General features: G+C 44.9%; 19 protein-coding genes. 16 read left to right on the top strand and 3 right to left on the bottom strand.

Translation table 11 applies throughout. From position 1 onward, the window contains the following. Positions 1-511 precede the first annotated feature (511 nt). On the bottom strand, positions 512-1,885 hold the full coding sequence (locus BM124_RS10295) for a sugar porter family MFS transporter (protein ID WP_093337349.1): 1,374 nt from the start codon (positions 1,883-1,885) through the stop codon (positions 512-514). 247 nt (positions 1,886-2,132) lie between these two features. Here BM124_RS10295 and araA point away from each other — a divergent pair, with 247 nt between their 5' ends. After that, entirely contained in the window at positions 2,133-3,626 is a 1,494-nt protein-coding gene (gene araA / locus BM124_RS10300; protein WP_093337351.1) for an L-arabinose isomerase, read from the top strand. Positions 3,627-3,673: 47 nt separating this feature from the next. Here the strand turns inward: araA and BM124_RS10305 are convergent, their stop codons facing one another. Both BM124_RS10305 and BM124_RS10310 read right to left on the bottom strand, forming a co-directional pair. Continuing rightward, positions 3,674-5,065 carry an alkaline phosphatase gene (locus BM124_RS10305; RefSeq protein WP_093337352.1) on the bottom strand — a complete coding sequence of 464 codons (1,392 nt, stop codon included), beginning with the start codon at positions 5,063-5,065 and terminating at the stop codon, positions 3,674-3,676. Between the two features lie 154 nt (positions 5,066-5,219). After that, positions 5,220-5,912 (bottom strand): L-ribulose-5-phosphate 4-epimerase, encoded by a 693-nt coding sequence (locus BM124_RS10310; RefSeq protein ID WP_093337353.1) that lies wholly within the window; start codon positions 5,910-5,912, stop codon positions 5,220-5,222. Positions 5,913-6,217: 305 nt separating this feature from the next. Between BM124_RS10310 and BM124_RS10315 the strand changes: the two genes are divergently transcribed. The 15 genes from BM124_RS10315 (at position 6,218) to dgoD (ending at position 18,018) form a co-directional block, all read left to right on the top strand. Continuing rightward, on the top strand, positions 6,218-7,006 hold the full coding sequence (locus BM124_RS10315; protein WP_093337355.1) for a DeoR/GlpR family DNA-binding transcription regulator: 789 nt from the start codon (positions 6,218-6,220) through the stop codon (positions 7,004-7,006). 207 nt (positions 7,007-7,213) lie between these two features. Beyond that, positions 7,214-7,891, top strand: a complete 678-nt coding sequence (rpe, locus tag BM124_RS10320) for a ribulose-phosphate 3-epimerase (protein ID WP_093337357.1) — start codon at positions 7,214-7,216, stop codon at positions 7,889-7,891. A 22-nt stretch (positions 7,892-7,913) separates the two neighbouring features. Continuing rightward, positions 7,914-8,882, top strand: coding sequence for a ribokinase (gene rbsK, locus BM124_RS10325; RefSeq protein ID WP_093337358.1), 969 nt, complete (start codon positions 7,914-7,916; stop codon positions 8,880-8,882). Next, complete coding sequence (locus BM124_RS10330; RefSeq protein ID WP_093337360.1) at positions 8,879-10,435, top strand: sugar ABC transporter ATP-binding protein; 1,557 nt, start codon at positions 8,879-8,881, stop codon at positions 10,433-10,435. The genes rbsK and BM124_RS10330 overlap by 4 nt, the downstream gene beginning before the upstream one ends. Positions 10,436-10,437: 2 nt before the next feature. Further along, entirely contained in the window at positions 10,438-11,427 is a 990-nt protein-coding gene (locus tag BM124_RS10335) for an ABC transporter permease (RefSeq protein ID WP_093337361.1), read from the top strand. Between the two features lies 1 nt (position 11,428). Beyond that, on the top strand, positions 11,429-12,397 hold the full coding sequence (locus BM124_RS10340) for an ABC transporter permease (RefSeq protein WP_170841094.1): 969 nt from the start codon (positions 11,429-11,431) through the stop codon (positions 12,395-12,397). A 72-nt stretch (positions 12,398-12,469) separates the two neighbouring features. Then, complete coding sequence (locus BM124_RS10345) at positions 12,470-13,555, top strand: autoinducer 2 ABC transporter substrate-binding protein (protein WP_093337364.1); 1,086 nt, start codon at positions 12,470-12,472, stop codon at positions 13,553-13,555. 82 nt (positions 13,556-13,637) lie between these two features. Beyond that, positions 13,638-13,970, top strand: a complete 333-nt coding sequence (locus BM124_RS10350; RefSeq protein ID WP_093337366.1) for an apurinic/apyrimidinic endonuclease family protein — start codon at positions 13,638-13,640, stop codon at positions 13,968-13,970. 15 nt (positions 13,971-13,985) lie between these two features. After that, on the top strand, positions 13,986-14,591 hold the full coding sequence (locus BM124_RS10355) for a sugar phosphate isomerase/epimerase family protein (RefSeq protein WP_280139732.1): 606 nt from the start codon (positions 13,986-13,988) through the stop codon (positions 14,589-14,591). A 134-nt stretch (positions 14,592-14,725) separates the two neighbouring features. Further along, positions 14,726-15,514: an FGGY family carbohydrate kinase gene (locus BM124_RS10360; protein WP_170841095.1), complete on the top strand. Its 789-nt coding sequence runs from the start codon at positions 14,726-14,728 to the stop codon at positions 15,512-15,514. Between the two features lie 270 nt (positions 15,515-15,784). Continuing rightward, positions 15,785-15,919: a hypothetical protein gene (locus BM124_RS19515; protein WP_280139730.1), complete on the top strand. Its 135-nt coding sequence runs from the start codon at positions 15,785-15,787 to the stop codon at positions 15,917-15,919. Beyond that, positions 15,916-15,978, top strand: a complete 63-nt coding sequence (locus tag BM124_RS19730; protein ID WP_093337511.1) for a DUF4083 family protein — start codon at positions 15,916-15,918, stop codon at positions 15,976-15,978. Before BM124_RS19515 ends, BM124_RS19730 begins: the two co-directional genes overlap by 4 nt. A 54-nt stretch (positions 15,979-16,032) precedes the next feature. Then, positions 16,033-16,407 carry a FluC/FEX family fluoride channel gene (locus tag BM124_RS10370; RefSeq protein ID WP_093337513.1) on the top strand — a complete coding sequence of 125 codons (375 nt, stop codon included), beginning with the start codon at positions 16,033-16,035 and terminating at the stop codon, positions 16,405-16,407. Further along, positions 16,404-16,781 carry a fluoride efflux transporter CrcB gene (gene crcB, locus BM124_RS10375; RefSeq protein WP_093337370.1) on the top strand — a complete coding sequence of 126 codons (378 nt, stop codon included), beginning with the start codon at positions 16,404-16,406 and terminating at the stop codon, positions 16,779-16,781. The genes BM124_RS10370 and crcB overlap by 4 nt, the downstream gene beginning before the upstream one ends. Before the next feature lie 88 nt (positions 16,782-16,869). Next, the gene (gene dgoD, locus BM124_RS10380; protein WP_093337515.1) at positions 16,870-18,018 is read left to right on the top strand and encodes a galactonate dehydratase; all 1,149 of its coding nucleotides are present in this window, start codon (positions 16,870-16,872) and stop codon (positions 18,016-18,018) included. Positions 18,019-18,040: the final 22 nt, after the last annotated feature.

The following is an 18,040-nucleotide window of genomic DNA, read 5'->3' on the forward strand; positions in this document are numbered from 1 at the left end:
GACTTCATTATACCGAAAGAGGCGATTTTTTTGTATATGAAATAGAAAAAGGAGCTGTAAAAGGTCATTTTTTCACAACCTTTTGATACAGCCCCCTCTTTCACGAAAGAGAATGCAATCATAGGAAGAAGCGGAAAGCGGAGATGTTAGATACCGCCCTTATGCCCCGGAGGAAAAGAGTCCGTCTGCAGCGCGTGCCGGTTATTTCAGCAATGCGGTGCTTTTGCGCTATCTCCTGCTTTTGTTTATGCGGCCGTGGAAACTACTATTGCAAAATAAGATCGTAGTGTCCACGGATCATCGTTTGGTGGACACTACGCTGCTGAAATCAGGAGGTAGTGGATGCCGGCGGAAATCAATGGACACTATCTGTCGGTGCCGGTAATCTTAGTGTCCCCCGAGCCCACTTCCATGGACACTGTGTATACTGCCCGGTGGTGTAGTGTCCGTGGACCCGCTCCGGCCCGGAACAACCGCAGCTCTATGATATAAAGCTCCTTCGTTTTTTAAATTAATAACTGATATACCGTTTTTCCGGTTTCCAGATTGTTTCGATTTCTTCGAGTGATTTGTTTTTCGTTTCCGGAACGATGGTCATGACGAAAATGTAGCAGATGGCACAAATGATGGCAAACATCCAGAACGTAAAGGCGCCGCCTACGTTGTTAATGAGCATGGGGGTAAACTGGCCGATACTGAAGTTTGCTCCCCATAAAAACATCGTAGCAATCCCTACCGCTTTGGCACGTAAATAGTTCGGGAAGATTTCCGGAATCATAATCCACGGAATCGGTCCCATGGAAATACAGAACGCAGCCGTGAATCCCATAATGGAAAGAAGACCCCAGATTCCCTGAATTTCGAAATAGAACACAATGCCGATCAGAACCATGAAAATCGCCATAAGGCTGGAGCCCACAGCCATCAACTTTTTCCGGCCGGCTTTATCAATCAAAAAGATAGCGACAATAGTGAAGATAACCTGTACGGTTCCAATTAAACTTGTAGCGAGAAATTCGGTATTATTCTCAAAGCCCATCATGTTGAAAATCGTAGGGCCGTAGTATGTTACCGCATTCATACCTATCACTTGGTTGAACAGGGCCAAAAAGATACCCAGCAGCATCGCTTTACGAAGTCCCGGCTTCAGCAGTTCTCTGATGGAGGTGCTCGTTTCCATTTCAATTGAAGCCTGGATGGAGTTCAATTCTTTTTGTGCTGTATCCTGGCCGTTGATACGCTGTAATGTCTGAAGCGCCTCGCTTGTTCTGTCGTTTTTAACAAGAAACCGCGGGCTTTCCGGTATGAAAATAAGAATAAGAAAGAATAAAACACCTGGTATCACACCATAGCCGAGCATCCATCTCCATCCTGCTTCCAGTCCCCACTGATAACTTCCGGAGTTTGCTACAGCGAGATTGATATAGAAGGTGGCGGAAATGCCGATAATGGTGAATAGCTGATACATCGAACCAAGTCTTCCCCGAATATGGGGAGGAGCACATTCAGCGATGTATGTAACAGAAAGAGCCGAAGCGAACCCGATTCCAAGGCCGCCGAGAAATCTTGCAAGAATGAGAGAAAGAACGCTGCCGGCAAGCGCGGACCATAAAGCAGAGACAGCGAAAATAACACCTGAAATCATTAATATTTTCTTTCTGCCTATACGGTCGCTTAAAAAACCGGAAATACCTACTCCGATTACTCCACCTACCATAACGCTGGAAATCACGATACCTTCCATGGCCGGTGATAAGCTGTAAAGATCCCGGAGAAACGTAATGGCTCCGGAGATGACAGCGGTATCAAATCCATATAAAAAACCAGCCATTCCAGCTGCGCAGGCAATTAAAATGATATACCATACGGACTGCTCTCTTTTCATGTTGACACACTCCTTTTTGTGTAAATGTAAGCGATAACTACAAGATATTACATGTACGTACTAGTGTCAATAAATATAATAGAAAATATTTATTATACATACAAGGAAATGCCGGGATACTAATATTCTATCACTGCTACAGCATGACAAAATTTCATTTAAAATGGTGAAGAAACGTTAACAAGTGGTTTCATAGATGATATTATCTTATACGTACAAGTTATTAGGTGAAAGGGGACGAAGATGGATGATACAAACAAAAAAGCATGAAATTTGGTTTATTACCGGAAGCCAGCATTTATATGGGCCCGAAACCCTTGATGCGGTGAAGGCCCATTCGGAAGATATAGTGGAGGGGCTGCAGGCGGACAACACCATCACGACACCGATCCGGTTCAAGCAGGTGGTTACAACATCCGATGAGATTCTGACGCTGATCCGACAGGCCAACAGTGATGACAGCTGCGCCGGCATCATCACATGGATGCATACCTTTTCCCCCGCAAAGATCTGGATAGCAGGGTTAAAAGCGCTGCAGAAACCACTGCTGCATTTTCATACCCAGTACAATGCGGAAATTCCGTGGAACGATATTGATATGGACTTTATAAACTTGAATCAGGCTGCGCACGGAGACCGGGAGTTCGGCTTCATGACCGCACGGCTCGATATCCCGAGGAAAGTTGTCGCCGGTCACTGGCAGCAGCCCCACGTGCGGAAACGGATCGGGCGCTGGGCCAAGGCGGCTGCGGCCACGTCCGACGGCCAAAACATCAGGGTAGCGCGGTTTGGAGACAACATGCGTAACGTTGCGGTGACTGAAGGTGATAAAGTCGAAGCAGAATCTGTATTCGGCTGGGATGTCCAGGCTCACGGTATCGGCGACTTGGTAGATTACGTAGACAAGGTGGCTGACGGGGAAGTCGACCAGATTGTAAATGAATACGAGCAGGCCTATGTGATACCGGAAGAAACGAAAAACAATAAAGAAAAATGGCAGGCCGTCCGCGAACAGGCCCGTATTGAAGCCGGTATGGAAGCGTTTCTTGAAGACGGCGGTTACACGGCGTTTACGACGAACTTTGAAGATCTGCACGGTATGAAACAACTTCCGGGCCTTGCGGTACAGCGTCTCATGGAGAAAGGGTACGGTTTTGGAGCGGAAGGAGATTGGAAAACAGCTGCCCTTGTTCGTGCCATGAAAATCATGACAGACAACAGAAATACGGCATTTATGGAAGACTACACCTATCATCTCGAGGAAGGAAATGAGCGGATTCTTGGGTCTCATATGCTTGAAGTATGCCCGAGTATTAAGAAAGAAGAAGAAAAGCCGGAGATTCAGATCCATCCATTAACGATGGGAGGTAAAGAGGACCCTGCACGGCTCGTATTCAATAGTAAAACAGGCAGCGCGGTGAATGCCTGCATTATTGACCTTGGAGACCGTTTCCGTATGATTTTGAATGAAGTGGAAGCGGTGGAAATAGAAGAAGGTATGCCGAATCTGCCGGTAGCTGGTGTACTCTGGAGACCGGAGCCGAATCTGCAGGATGCAGCAGAATCCTGGATTCTCGCCGGAGGTGCGCATCACACCTGCCTGTCCTACGAACTCAACAGCGAAGACCTGATGGACTGGGCGGAAATGAACGGGATCGAATGCATCGTGATTGATGAAACCTCCAAACCAAGAGAGATTCAGAAAGAAATCCGTCAGAATGAAGCATACTGGTCCCAATAAAAAAGCAGGGCTGTTCTGTAAGAACAGCCCTGCTTTTTATACAGCAGTTATTGATTACCGCCCAAGGTGATATTCATTGCTTCGGCCATAATGCCTGGAAGTTCTGTGTTGTCGAGAAGACCGCTGAAAGCATCTGACTGCGGGCCGTAGGCATAAACCGGAATGTCCACTCCGGTATGCCCGGAGGTTGTCCATCCAATAAGAGCCTTATCGCTTATCAGGGTATTGATGGCGGCTGTAGGATTGTCTGCCTCCTGTACAGCTGTTATATTTTCTTCTGTCCACTCAAAAGAAGTATATTGTTCGAGTACGTCTCTTGCATTGCTGCGGTCTTCATTCAATTGTCCGGCCATGTATTCCCCGGTAGCCTGAACGTCCTGCAGCTGATCTGCCTGCACGTCGCCTTCCCCATTGGCTCCGACAGACATACCGCCTGTTTCATGGTCGCCGGCCACAACGACCAGTGTGTTTCCATCTTCCTCAGCATAAGAAATGGCTTCTTCGACAGCCTGCTCAAAAGCAGCCGTATCACTCATCGCCCAGCCGGCGTCATTGGCGTGACCGGCCCAGTCGATCTGACTGCCTTCGACCATCAGGAAAAATCCATCCTGATCACTGTCCAAGGTTTCAATGGCACTGCTTGTCATGTCAGAAAGACTCGGTTCTTCTCTGTTGCTGCGCTGCAGCTCAGGGCTCATGGCACCGCCGGCAAACAGGCCGAGCAGCTTTTCTCCTTCGTTTACGTTCACATCATCCGCGTTTGTCAACTCACTGCTTGTCTCTACATGCTGATAATCTGACTCACGCGCCTGCTGCAGCAGGTTTTCCTCCGCTTGCAGACCGCCTTCGGATTCCGGCAGGAAGTAATCCTTTCCGCCGCCGAGCATTACGTCCACATCGTTTGCAAGCATCTGCCTTGCGATTTCGGTTTGATTATCACGCGATTCCACATGGGAGGCAAAGGATGCCGGTGTAGCATGGGTGATGCTGGAAGTAGCTACCAAACCTGAAGATTTATCATTTTCTTCAGCGGCTTCAAGAATGGTCTGCACTTCATTACCTTGTGCATCCAAACCGACCACACCATTCTGTGTTTTATGTCCTGTCGCCATGGCAGTACCGGCCGCGGCCGAGTCCGTCACTCTGGAGTTACTGGATTTTGTTTTAAACATGCCTTTCAGGTGTTGATCCCAGACCGCTTCTTCCCCTTTATACCAGCGGTAATTAGTGGCATATCCCGCATTGAATCCGTCAGGGATCATATAAATGACGTTCTCCACTTCTTCCTGCTGTGAAGAGCCGTTCCAGCCCGGGGCCCACATGCCGGGAAATCCAAACTGATTCGCTTCCGCCTGTGCCTGCACCTGCGCCGCATTACCACTGATCCCGGCAAAAAGAAGACCGGTTCCCAGTGCAACAGTACCCATTTTTTTGAACATGAACAATCTCTCCCTTAGTAAATAGATTCAACTTTAGTGTAAAATACAAATATGAAGGTTGTTTTTAGAAATTTTAAAGAAATAATTACAAAGGAGCATGATTTCTTAATAAAAAGACGGGACCGCCGCAGTGAGCAGTCCCGTTCATGTTGTTTTACTGACCGTAATAGGCATTTTTTCCGTGCTTTCTTTCATAGTGCTTATTCAACACGTAATCATCAAGCAGCTCCGGCTTCCCGTTCTCTGAAAGCTGTCTTGATAAGAAGGTCATCTTAGACGTTTTTTCGAGTACTACCGCGTTGTGCAGCGCGTTTTCCGGGGAAGTTCCCCATGCAAACGGGGCATGACCGTAAACGACAACACCCGGAACCTCAAGAGGTTCGATGTGCTCAAAAGCTTCAATAATAACAGTCCCTGTATATTTCTCGTAATTTTGTTCTACCTCTTCTTTGGAAAGGCGGCGCGTACATGGGATTTCTCCGTTGAAATAATCGGCCTGGGTCGTGCCCGCGCACGGGATACCTTTGCCTGCCTGCGCCCACGCCGTTCCCCAGTCGGAATGGGTGTGAACGATTCCTTTTACGCCCGGAAACGCTTTGTACAGCTCAATGTGGGTAGGTGTATCCGAAGAAGGCTTCAGTGTTCCTTCCACGACTTGGCCGTCCAGTGAAACCACAACCATGTCGTCGGGCTGAAGCTGCTTGTATGGTACACCGGATGGTTTGATGACGAGATTTTCAGATTCCGGGTCGAACCCGCTTACATTCCCCCACGTAAATGTGACAAGGTCATATGTCTCCAGTCCTTGATTGGCTTCCAGCACTTCCTGTTTTAACTCTTCCAGCATGGCTTTCACCTCATTTTAAGTATAATTAATTGTACGTACATGTTATAAAAATCATAATGTAATTTAGCTTCAAGGTCAACCTCTAGTGTTGTTCACTCGTTTTGGATGGAAAAATGAACATAAATTATCCTATTATGTAACACCGGAGAAAACAACACCCATAGATTGGTATAAGTAGTGTGCGTATAGTATACTAAAGAATAAGAAAGCGCTTATAAGTGAATAAGCTCTTGTAATAAAAACAACATTATATCATTTTTTGTGTGGTTTTTATGTTGTTTTAAGTTGGATAGAGGTGTTGTTTTGTGGGTAAAACAAATGAACGATCTTTGCAGTTGAATGAACGCCAAAGAGAGATTGTAAAATTTATTGATAAAAACGGTGCTGCACGCGTTGCTGACTTAAGTTCCAAGTTTCATGTCAGTGAAGAAACCATTAGAAGAGATTTTGAGAAACTGGAAAAAGATAAACTGCTTCGTAAAATCCACGGCGGTGCATTAAAAGTGGATCAAGGGGTCGAGACTCCTCAATTGCATAGACAGTCTAAAAATACTGCAGAAAAACAGGTTATAGCCCAAAAAGCAGCTTCCTTTGTTGAAAATGGAGATATCATAGCAGTAGATGCAAGCACCACAGCCCTCATGGTAGTGAAACATGTGAAAGATAAAAGTATCACCGTGATTACGAACTCCATAGGTGTAACCATGGAATTATCAACTGAAGACCATATAAGGGTAATATTGATAGGTGGGTACTTGTCGAAAGCATCCATGTCTTTGGTTGGTAATTTCGCTGAAAGAGTAATTGAAGATTACCATGTCGATAAGTTCTTTTTTTCCTGTCTCGGTGTTGATATTCAGCGGGGTGTCAGTGAAATGCATGAGGATCAGGCTCTCGTCAAAAAGCAGTTAATATCTATCTCTGAGAACCTGTATTTATTGGCGGATTCAAGCAAGTTCGGCGAGAAGTCGCTGTTTCGTCTTTGCGACGTTTCGATACTTGATTATGTAATAACGGATAACAAAGTATCCATGAATTTCATCAGGGAAGTGAACAAAAGCGGTGTAAGTATTATTGTTGGTGATGAAAATTAGGAACATGTTTTTTAGACTGGTGGTACAACATATATTATACAGATGTTGCATGTACTGGCAGCATGCTTAAAAGACAAAGACCTTTTTTGTTGGTTTTTACACACAAAATTTTGAAAAAACAAAAAAGATGTTGCCTTCTTAAAACGTAAGTGCTAATATTGATTGAAACCAAAAAAATGAAAGCGCTTTATTTAAGGAGGAGGTATTTTGGCTGAAATTGGACCTTCCTTGATGTGCAGTGATTTAGGGGCATTGCGGGAGGATATTAATATCCTTCATGAGGGGAATGTGGACTTTTTTCATTTTGATATTATGGATGGGCATTTTGTTCCGAATTACACGATGGGAACGGATATGATCAAAAGCGTCAGATATGATACCAATCTACCGTTTGATGCCCATTTGATGATTGAATATCCGGAACGTTATATTGATACCTTTGTAGAATGCGGGTGTGACATGATTTCTGTTCATGAAGAAGCTACTCCTCATTTACACCGGACACTGCAGCACATGAAAAGTACGGGAGTACAGACCGGGCTTGCTCTTAACCCCTCTACTTCCTTGAACAGCCTGGAGTATGTCGGGGACATTGTGGATTATGTTGTGATTATGACGGTTAACCCGGGGTTTGCCGGGCAGACCTTTATTTCTTCCACACTAAATAAAATTGATAATCTTAAGCATTTTATAAATAGTAACAATCTTCAAATAAAAATTCAGGTAGATGGAAACATCAGCTATGATACTATTCCGGAGGTTATGAAAAAAGGAGCAAATATGCTGGTCTGCGGGACTTCCTGTTTATTCAGGCAGCCAAAAGGGCTGCAACAGGCAGCAGCTGACTTAAGACAGTTCACGGATCGTATGAAAGTGAAGCAATAATGTAGAGAGGGGCAGTCAGAAGATGACTATTTCAGTAGTAGGGAGCATTAACAACGACATTGTTGCGGTCATCGATCAGTACCCAAAACGGGGGGACACGATTTTTGGAAAAGAAATTCAGTATTTTCCCGGCGGAAAAGGAGCAAACCAGGCCACAGCTGCGGCAAGATTTGAGAAGCATGTCCGTATGATAGGGGCGGTAGGCAGCGATTATTATGGAGAAAATCTTATGAAAAGCTTAGACTCTTCCAATGTGGACACCCGGTTCGTGAAAAAATCTGAAAAATATGCAACAGGCACAGCGATTGTCGCGATTGACAGCACCTCGGAAAATACGATGTTTGTTATGAAAGGTGCCAATGAGGATCTGCTGCCGGAAGATGTGGAACCCCCATTTAGAGAAACGAATGATACCAGTGTTCTGCTCGTGCAGATGGAGGTTCCCCAGGAAACGGTCATCCGGTCCATGCAGCTTGCCAAAGAAAGAAACATATATACGATTCTCGACCCTGCGCCGGCGGAAGGAATAACCGTAAAAGCACTGGAATATGCCGATATTATCACTCCAAATAGACAAGAAACGTACCACATGCTGGGTATTGATGTTGTGAATGTGGACACTGCAGTTCATGCGGCAAGAACATTTGAAAGTATGGGCGTAAAAAACTCGATTATAAAAATGGCGGATCAAGGTTCGGTGGTTTATCAAAATGGAGATTGGCAGCATATCCCTGCGATATCAGTAGAAGCTGTAGACAGTGTCGGGGCAGGAGATGCGTTCGCAGGAACACTGGCCTGCTGTATGGAGGAAGGGATAGATTTGGTAAAAGCAGCGAGATTTGCAACAGCTGTGGGAGCACTGAAGGTGACAAAGGTTGGAGCACAGGTGGGCATACCTTATAAAGAGGAGGTGCGCGAATTCTGTTCGCAGCTGGGAGAAGAATATGTTCTTGATAAAGAGTCGGCTTTTGAAAGGGGTTTTTCAGGATGAGCGAATACATCCTTGAAATGGAGCATATCAGCAAAACATTCCCTGGCGTAAAAGCATTGGATAATGTTGAACTTAAAGTGCAAAAAGGAGAAGTGCACGCGTTGATCGGGGAGAATGGAGCTGGAAAATCAACGCTGATTAAAGTATTGGCAGGAATTCATGGCGCAGATGAAGGGGGAAAATATTTATTCGAAGGGGAAAAGGCTGATATTCAAGAACCGATGGATGCCACGCTGAAAGGAATGTCGATTATTTACCAGGATCTCAGCCTATTTCCTAATTTAAGCGTGGCGGAAAATATATATATCGGAAGAGACAGTAAAAAAAAACCTTGGACAAAAATAAACTGGAAATCAATGAAAAAACTTGCCAATAAGGCATTGGCTGAACTGGATATGGATATCGACCTTAACAAAAAAGTCGAATTATTGAGTATTGCCCAGCAGCAGATGATAGAGATAGCCAGAGCACTTGCTTTTGATTCAAAATTAATTGTTATGGATGAACCGACATCCTCTCTTTCTTCCGGAGAAGTGGAGAAACTCTATAATGTGATAGACAAACTAAAGGAACGAGGCATCTCTGTTATATTTATCAGTCATAAGTTAAAGGAGCTGTTTCGTGTTTCAGACCGTTTTACTGTGTTGCGAGACGGCCAGTATGTAGGAACTTACGATGTGAATGAAATAGACGAACAAGGACTTATTAAAAAGATGGTAGGGCGGGAAGTTGTTTACGAAACGAACAAAGAAAAAGCCGAAACGGGAGAAAAATTATTTGAAATCAGCAGCTTTTCAAAAGAGGGGAATTTCAAAGATATTGATTTAACTCTGCACAGGGGTGAAATTCTGGCAATAACCGGATTGGTAGGCTCTGGACGTACAGAACTGGCTCAATCTATATTCGGTATTACTAAAAATGTACAGGGTGAAATGTGGTTGAAAGGGGAGGAGCTGAAAATCTCTTCTTCTGAGGATGCGGTGAAAAAGGGTATAGCCTATGTTCCTGAGGCAAGACAGACTCAAGGATTGGTACTTGAACAGTCCGTCATCAATAACATGACTCTTCCCATCATCGATACATTGCGCAATAAGTTGAAGCTGATAGATCGTAATGTAGAAAAGAATCTGACGGATCAGTATATAAAGTCGCTGGACGTAAGACCTGCTATTCCCGAGCTGACCGCTGATAAACTTTCCGGGGGAAACCAACAGAAAGTTGTTATCGGTAAGTGGCTGTCGGCACAGCCCAAACTGCTCATTATCGATGAACCGACAAACGGTATTGATATCGGAGCAAAAACAGAGATTCATAAACTTCTGAGGAGAATGGTTAATGAAGGAATAGGAGTCATTATGATTTCGTCAGAACTCCCCGAGGTCTTATCTGTAAGTGACAGAATCCTGGTTATGAGCCGAGGTAGAATCGCGGGAGAAATGAATACTGTAGACGCTGATCAGGAAGAAATAATGAAACTCGCCCTGGATAATGAGGGCATTGAGAGCGGAAACGATACAAAGACCCCTAACGGAACGCACCATCAGGAGGTTTAGGTATGAAACTTTTATTAAAACAGAAAGAATTCAGTGTTTTGGCAATAATCTTAATAATTACAGTCATTCTATCCTTTGTCAGCCCGGTTTTCTTAACGGTTCAGAACTGGTTGGACATTATAGAAGGAAATACGGTGATAGGAATTTTGGCTATAGGTATGACATTGATCATTATAACAAGCGACATTGATGTTTCGGTAGCTGCTTTAACTACCGCCGTTACCGTTTCGATTGGGTACCTGTTTCAGTTTCTTCCGGATAATTGGAGTTCAGTGGTTCTGATATTTTTAATAGCACCACTGATCGGCATGCTGCTCGGAGCGTTTAATGGTCTATTGGTATCCAGAATAAAGATACCTGCCATTGTAGTAACTCTTGGAACGCTGAATATTTTTTCTGGATTAGTGTTGTATATAACCAATGGAAATTATATTAACAGTACGAATTTTCCGGATTCCTTTTTGGCATTTTCCAACATTGAAATGGCAGGGATTCCAATACTGATTTACTTATTTGCTCTTGTAGCATTTGGTACATGGTTTATCCTGAAATACACATTAATTGGCAGATCGGTGTTAGCCATTGGTGGAAATGCTCAATCCTCTGTTCGTGTAGGGATTAACTTTGAGAAAGTAAAGATGTTTGTTTTTAGTTATATGGGATTTCTTGGCGGTATAGCTGCGATTGCTCAAACGTCCTATACCAGCGCTATTGATCCAAATGGATTGGCAGGTATGGAACTGACAGTTATTGCAGCAGTAGTACTCGGAGGTGCCAATATTCATGGAGGACGGGGTTCCATACCGGGAACACTGCTTGGAGTACTCCTTTTAGCGATTATGCAAAATGGTATGATCCTGGCCCGAATTGATGTTTTCTGGCAAAACGTCGTAACAGGTGCCATTATTGTTATCGCTGTATCTTATGATGAAATCAATCACAGAAGAAATCAGGAAAAACTATCAAATATTGATGTTAAGGAGGCCTCTTAACATGAACGCGAAACTTTCAAAAGAGAGCATATTAGGCCTTATTGCTATCGGGATATTTGTTGGGATGAGTTTGTTCACACCAAGGTTCTTTTCTTCCAGCAATTTGAGTAACATGATGTTTCAACTTCCTGAATTCGGATTGATTGCACTGGGTATGATGGTCGTTATTATAACCGGGGGAATTGATCTTTCGATAACGTATATTGCTGCATTTTCAGGGGTAGGAGCAGCATTAATGATGACAAATGGTTTCGGAATTTTACCGGCAATCATTGTAGGTATTCTGTTTGCTTTAGCATGCGGGGCTTTCAATGGAATCGTGGTCTCAAGAATTGGAGTGCCGCCGATCCTTGTAACGCTTGGAACGATGGTGTTGTTTGAAGGTGTCATACTGGCCATAACCAGCGGAAACGCTATTTCGGGCTTTCCTGATGCTTACAGTTTAATAGGGAATGGATATTATATGGGGATTATCCCGTTATCTCTTCTCATATTACTATTTTTCATTATATTGACTGGAATATTACTAAATAAGTCAACGTGGGGAAGAAGAGTTTACATGTATGGCAGTAATGATACAGCCACATTATTTTCAGGTGTAAAAAACAGCAAAGTATTAATGAAAGTATATTTGTATGCCAGTCTGCTTGCAGCAGTGTCAGCTATCATCATGACTTCCCGTTATAATTCAGTGAAAGTTGATTTAGGTTCTTCTTACCTTCTGCAGAGTGTTGCTGCTGCAGTGCTGGGAGGAACCAACATTCACGGCGGGTATGGAAAAGTAATGGGAACCATATATGCTGTTTTAATATTTCAGTTTATCAGAAATGGCCTGAACTTGATGGGAGCGCATTCTTCATTGGTAGATGTGGTTATTGGCGCCATTTTGATTGTTGTTCTTACGTTTAACTTTTTCTCTGACAAATTCAGTAGAAAAAAGGCGGAAAACACGCCGGAGAAAGCAGCTTAGAATGATTTCTATCGTTTTATAAACCCGGTATTCCGGGGTTTATAAATAAATTAAAAAAGGGGAGGTTCAAACATGAAAAAGTTGTGGTTGTCTATGACTGTTGTGTTCTTTGGACTTATTTTATTGGCTGGGTGTGTATCAGAAGAAAGTGCCGGCAGTGGAAATTCAGGAAGCTCCGATGGAGAAACATCAGGCAGTTCCGGGGAAGGGGAAAGCAGCAGCGGAGAATCCGGATCCGACGACGGAAACACGGATATTGCGGTAGTCCCTAAACTTGTAGGTATTCCGTATTTTAATGCTTCGGAAACAGGGGCGGAACAAGCAGGAGAAGATTTGGGAGTGAATGTGGAATATACAGGGCCGACGGAGGCCGATGCTGCCGCCCAGGTAAAAGTGATCGAAGACTTAATTTCTCAGGGTATGGACACGATTGCCGTTGCTCCAAACGACCCTGCTTCTGTGGAGCCCGTTCTCAAAAAAGCAAAAGAACAGGGAATAAACGTTATGGACTGGGACACTCCTGCAGATAAAGAATTGGTGGATCTATCTGTGAAACAAGTAGATGATGAAGAATTTGGACGCCATATGGCGGAAAAACTTGTAGAAGCAATGGGAACGGAAGACGGTAAGATTGCTATTTTGACCGGCGGTCTTTCAGCTGCCAACCTGAATTTGTGGATTGAAGCCGCTAAGAAAGAATTTAATGAAAACTATCCTAATATCGAAATTGTTTCAGAGAAAATACCGACGGAAGAAAAGCAGCAGGTGGCGTATCAAAAAACACTTGATCTGCTGAAGTCGTATCCTGATCTGGATGGCGTCCTCGCTGTTTCCACTCCGGCACCATTAGGAGCAGCACAAGCTGTACAGGAGCAGGGTGTACAGGACGAAGTATCTGTCGTCGGGTCTGCTCTTCCTACTGATTCTGAACCATTTCTAGAGGATGGATCTCTCGATACAGCCGTGTTGTGGAATCCTAAAAAGCTTGGGTACCTTACAGTAGCTTTAGGAAAAATGCTGGCAGAAGGAGAAATGCCTGAAGATGGACAGCAAATCGAAAATGTAGGTGAAATTACTGTTAAAGATGACGGAAAAACAGTAATTATGGGGCCGCCTCAAGATTTCACAAAAGAAAACGCCTCGGACTTTGACTTTTAATTGAAGGAGTAAGCCAAAGCGGTCAAATATGATTGATTATTTGACCGCTTTTTTAACTTATAGCAACAGGAGGTTGAAGAAATTGAAACAGAATTATGAATTAAAAAACGAAAAGATAGAAAAGAAGTTTCAGGAACTGCTGGATAGTCGAATGATTGACACGACAGAACGTCTTACGTTTTCCTGGAGCAACTGGGGGTTTGGTTTTGAATCATTGGAAGACTCGTTTGACCGTCTGTATCAAGCAGGTATTGAATATATCGAAATTCATGGAAATCACTACGGGAAAGATTTAGGATACAGTAAGAAAGAAACAAAAAAGCTTATGGAAAAATATAATATGGGTGTTTCCGGGGTCTGTGGGATGTATTCTGCTGACAATGACCTTTCGAGTAATAATCCGAGAAAGAGGTAGGAAGCGATTGATTATATAAAGCGTGAAATAGAGTTCACAAACGAAGTGGGCGGCTCGTACTTATTAGTGGTACCGGGTGCGGTAGGCAGGCCGCAGCCCTATGATGATATGGAAGTGGAAAGAAGTATTCATTCTATTCAGTGTGTTGCTGATTTATTTTATACACATGGCATAAAGGCTGCGGTGGAGCCGGTGCGTGCTGCTGAGGTGAGCATGATACACACAGTGAAAGAGGCAAAAGATTATATCAATAAAGTCGATCATCACGGTGTTCAATATATAAATGGAGATACCTATCATATGCAGTCCGAAGAGGCGCATATCGGGGAAGCGATAGTAGGAGCACAAGATTACCTCGTAAATCTTCATATGGCTGATAGTAATAGAGGAGCCCTGGGGGACGGGCATATGGATATAGATATGATTATCATGGCGCTGTATGTGATTCGTTATAATCAGAAAGAAGCATTTGTGACCCCGGAACCATTGGGACCGGGAGGAGATCCGTATCCGGCCATGCATGCAAAACCGAACCAGGAAAAGCTGAAGCACCTTGTGAATCAAAGTGTATCCTATTTTCGTGAACGGGAATCATGTTTATTAAAAGGGAAAAATAATTAAGTTATTAGTACAAGTTACAAACCGGCAATAGGAATAATAGTGAAAATAACTTGTATTGTTATTTTCATTGGATTTGTTTATAATGTGATGTATTTGTACGTACATGATTAGCAGTGAATACAGGGGGAATGGAGTTGGGTCAATATACGATAGGAATTGACTTTGGGACATTGTCCGGTCGCGCTGTTGTTATGGATACGAGGAATGGAACGAAACTTGCGGCAGCAGCAGCGGATTATCCGCACGCCGTATTGGACGATGAGCTTCCGCAGCAGATTAAGCTGGGGGATGACTGGGCGCTGCAGCATCCAGGGGACTATATTCACGTGCTGAAAACGGCTGTGCCGGAGGCGGTACAACAGTCCGGAGTGCCAAAAGAAGACGTGATCGGCATTGCGATTGATTTTACGGCCTGTACGATGATTTCTGTAAGCGTTGACAATGAGCCTTTGTGTCTGAAGGAAGAGTGGAACGATCACCCGCACAGCTGGGTGAAACTCTGGAAGCACCATGCCGCGCAGCCTCATGCGAACCGTCTGAATGAAGTGCTGGAGCAGAAGCCTCCTGACATTCTTTCCCGGTATGGCGGCAAATTGTCGTCAGAATGGATGATCGCCAAAATCATGCAGGTTGTAGAGGAAGCACCGGAAGTGTACGAGGAAGCCGATCAATTTCTGGAAGCCGCCGACTGGGTGACGTCCCAGATGACCGGTATCGTTCGCAAAAATAGCTGCACAGCCGGCTACAAGGCGATTTGGCATAAACGGGAAGGGTATTTGGATAAAGAAACGTTGAAAGCGATTTCAATGATGATGGATCCTTTAACAGGAGCGGTATGCAGCCCTCCTGAAATATGGCAGATGACAGATGAGATGCTGACCGCACAGAAAGCCTGGCTTCCTCAATACGGGCAGGCCGTATAAAACGCAGAGAAAAATCTCAAATCCAGTGACGTGCTTCCCACCAATGAGTATTATCGTGGAGCGGCCCGTGGGAACGTAAAGACAGTGGAAGAAATGAAACAACAGCCGGAAGCAGCAGCCAAAAATGCCTCAGAGACCGATAAATCATAACTCTCTTTATCCCCGTATTTCTGTGAGTGAATAGGGGGAACTTCTTTCGCATAGAGCCATACCTACCTTGGAATCAAATATGTTACAGTAATATAAAAACATAGAAAGAAGGGTGAGAGAATGCCGGAATCCGTGTACTGGGGAGATCTTATTTTTTCTCTGCTCATGATACTGGTTGTCATTGCGGTTCTTGTTCTTGTGGCAGGCGCTGTCATAAAGGTTTTTCCAAGAAAAAGAAAGAGACGGAGGAAATGAATCAAAAACTCGACCGCATTATTACTCTTCTTGAAAAAGGTGAAGATTTTCGAAAATAGCCCAAACGGAGTATGATAGATGTATCAATACTCTATAGAACGATGGTGACATACATGAAATCTGTTATAGCGGTAGGAGCCGGAGGAGCGGCAGGAACCTGGCTTCGGTATCTCGTGAGCTATCAGCTGCAATTTGGTTTTCCAGTGGGAACGATGGTGGAAAATGTATCCGGAAGTCTGCTGCTGGGGCTGTTTTCCGGTTGGTTTGCTGTGAAAGCCCCGAAAGACTGGGTGAAAGCAGGACTCGGTGTCGGTTTGTGCGGAGGGTATACGACATTCTCCACGTTTGCCTCGGATGCGGTGGAACTTTTACATAAGCAGATGATACTTCCAGCGGCTGGATATATATTCGGTACTCTGTTTCTCGGCATAGCGGCTGCTGCGGTTGGCTTTACGGCAGGGCAGAAAGCAGGAGGCGGGCATCTATGACTGTCATCGGATTAACGATAGGAGGCGGTCTCGGCGCCATTTTCCGTTATCTGTTCGGTATGTTTTTCACCCGTTTTCAAAAAGGTGTGCCGTTTCCTGTCAGTATGCTGCTTGTCAATGTGATGGGATCTTTCGGCCTTGGTCTTCTCACCGCTTTCCGCTTTGAACAATTCGGTGAAGCAGCCCCGCAGGATTCGTGGTTTCTATTTGCCGGAATCGGATTTTTCGGTGCGTTTACGACCTTTTCCACCTTCAGCGTAGAAGCCTTTCAGCTTTTGGAACAACGGAAGTACCGCGTTTTTTTCTTATACACAGGGTTATCCACAGCCGGAGCGCTGCTCTGCTTCGCCCTTGGATGGCAGCTCACCGGCTGATCCGGGAGGCGGGCATTGCGTCTTTTACCAATGGTTGTCTATGATGGGAAGAGTACCAGCACATGTTTAGATGGAAAGGGTGAAGATGTTGAAAATAACCGGATATGAATTGTTTCAGGTACCACCGAGATGGCTGTTTTTGAAGATAGAAACGGATGAAGGAATCGTTGGATGGGGCGAGCCTGTGATTGAAGGGCGGGCCCATACGGTGAAAGCCGCCGTAGAAGAACTAATGGAGTACATAGATGGGAAGAATCCTCTCCGCATTGAAGACCACTGGAATATGTTGTACCGTTCCGGATTTTACCGCGGCGGACCGATTTTGATGAGTGCGCTGGCCGGCATTGATCAGGCACTTTGGGATATCAAAGGGAAATATTACAATGCTCCGATTTATGACCTGCTGGGAGGCGCGGCCCGGGATACGATCCGCGTGTATTCCTGGATCGGCGGCGACAGGCCGGCCGATGTCGGTGAAGCCGCGAAACAGGCGGCTGCTACCGGTTTTACAGCTGTGAAAATGAACGGCACCGAGGAGCTGCAGTATATCGATTCCTATGAAAAAATCGACGCTGTCGCTGAACGGGTGGCAGCTGTTCGGGAAGCGGTCGGAAAAGGGGTCGGCATCGGTATTGATTTCCACGGCAGGGTTCATAAACCGATGGCCAAAGTACTGGCCAAAGAGCTGGAGCCTTACCGTCCGATGTTTATTGAAGAACCAGTCGTGCCGGAGAATAATGAAGCACTGAAGAGTATTGCAGGTCACACCCATATTCCGATCGCAACGGGCGAGCGGATGTTTTCGCGGTGGGATTTTAAACTACTCTTGGAAAGCGGCTGTGTTGATGTGATCCAGCCTGATATTTCCCACGCCGGCGGTATTACCGAAACGAAGAAAATCGCGTCGATGGCCGAAGCCTACGATGTGGCTGTAGCGCCGCACTGCCCGCTCGGTCCGATTGCGCTGGCCGCGTGCCTGCACGTCGATGCAACGGCTCACAACGCCTTTATCCAGGAGCAGAGTCTTGGTATTCATTACAATAAAGAAAATGACCTGCTCGATTATATCAAAGACCACCGCGTATTTGATTACGAAAACGGCTATGTGAATATTCCACAGGGGCCGGGACTGGGTATCGAAGTAAATGAGGACTATGTAAGAGAACGTGCAGCCCAGGGACACAATTGGAAAAACCCTGTCTGGCGCCACCCCGACGGCAGTATCGCGGAATGGTAAGTAAAAGAGGCAGAAACAAATG

It is taken from the genome of Salibacterium halotolerans (assembly GCF_900115625.1).
Classification (GTDB): Bacteria; Bacillota; Bacilli; order Bacillales; family Marinococcaceae; genus Salibacterium; species Salibacterium halotolerans.

Bases quoted from the DNA above. Each gene is read 5' to 3' on its own strand.
- BM124_RS10310 (WP_093337353.1), bottom strand. From the start codon at position 5,912: ATGCTGGAAGAGTTAAAACAGGAAGTGCTGGAAGCCAATCAAGGACTG.
- rbsK (WP_093337358.1), top strand. From the start codon at position 7,914: ATGACTATTTCAGTAGTAGGGAGCATTAACAACGACATTGTTGCGGTC.
- BM124_RS10345 (WP_093337364.1), top strand. From the start codon at position 12,470: ATGAAAAAGTTGTGGTTGTCTATGACTGTTGTGTTCTTTGGACTTATT.
- crcB (WP_093337370.1), top strand. From the start codon at position 16,404: ATGACTGTCATCGGATTAACGATAGGAGGCGGTCTCGGCGCCATTTTC.
- BM124_RS10335 (WP_093337361.1), top strand. From the start codon at position 10,438: ATGAAACTTTTATTAAAACAGAAAGAATTCAGTGTTTTGGCAATAATC.
- BM124_RS10295 (WP_093337349.1), bottom strand. From the start codon at position 1,885: ATGAAAAGAGAGCAGTCCGTATGGTATATCATTTTAATTGCCTGCGCA.
- araA (WP_093337351.1), top strand. From the start codon at position 2,133: ATGATACAAACAAAAAAGCATGAAATTTGGTTTATTACCGGAAGCCAG.
- BM124_RS10340 (WP_170841094.1), top strand. From the start codon at position 11,429: ATGAACGCGAAACTTTCAAAAGAGAGCATATTAGGCCTTATTGCTATC.
- BM124_RS10305 (WP_093337352.1), bottom strand. From the start codon at position 5,065: ATGTTCAAAAAAATGGGTACTGTTGCACTGGGAACCGGTCTTCTTTTT.
- BM124_RS10330 (WP_093337360.1), top strand. From the start codon at position 8,879: ATGAGCGAATACATCCTTGAAATGGAGCATATCAGCAAAACATTCCCT.
- BM124_RS19515 (WP_280139730.1), top strand. From the start codon at position 15,785: ATGCCGGAATCCGTGTACTGGGGAGATCTTATTTTTTCTCTGCTCATG.
- BM124_RS10370 (WP_093337513.1), top strand. From the start codon at position 16,033: ATGAAATCTGTTATAGCGGTAGGAGCCGGAGGAGCGGCAGGAACCTGG.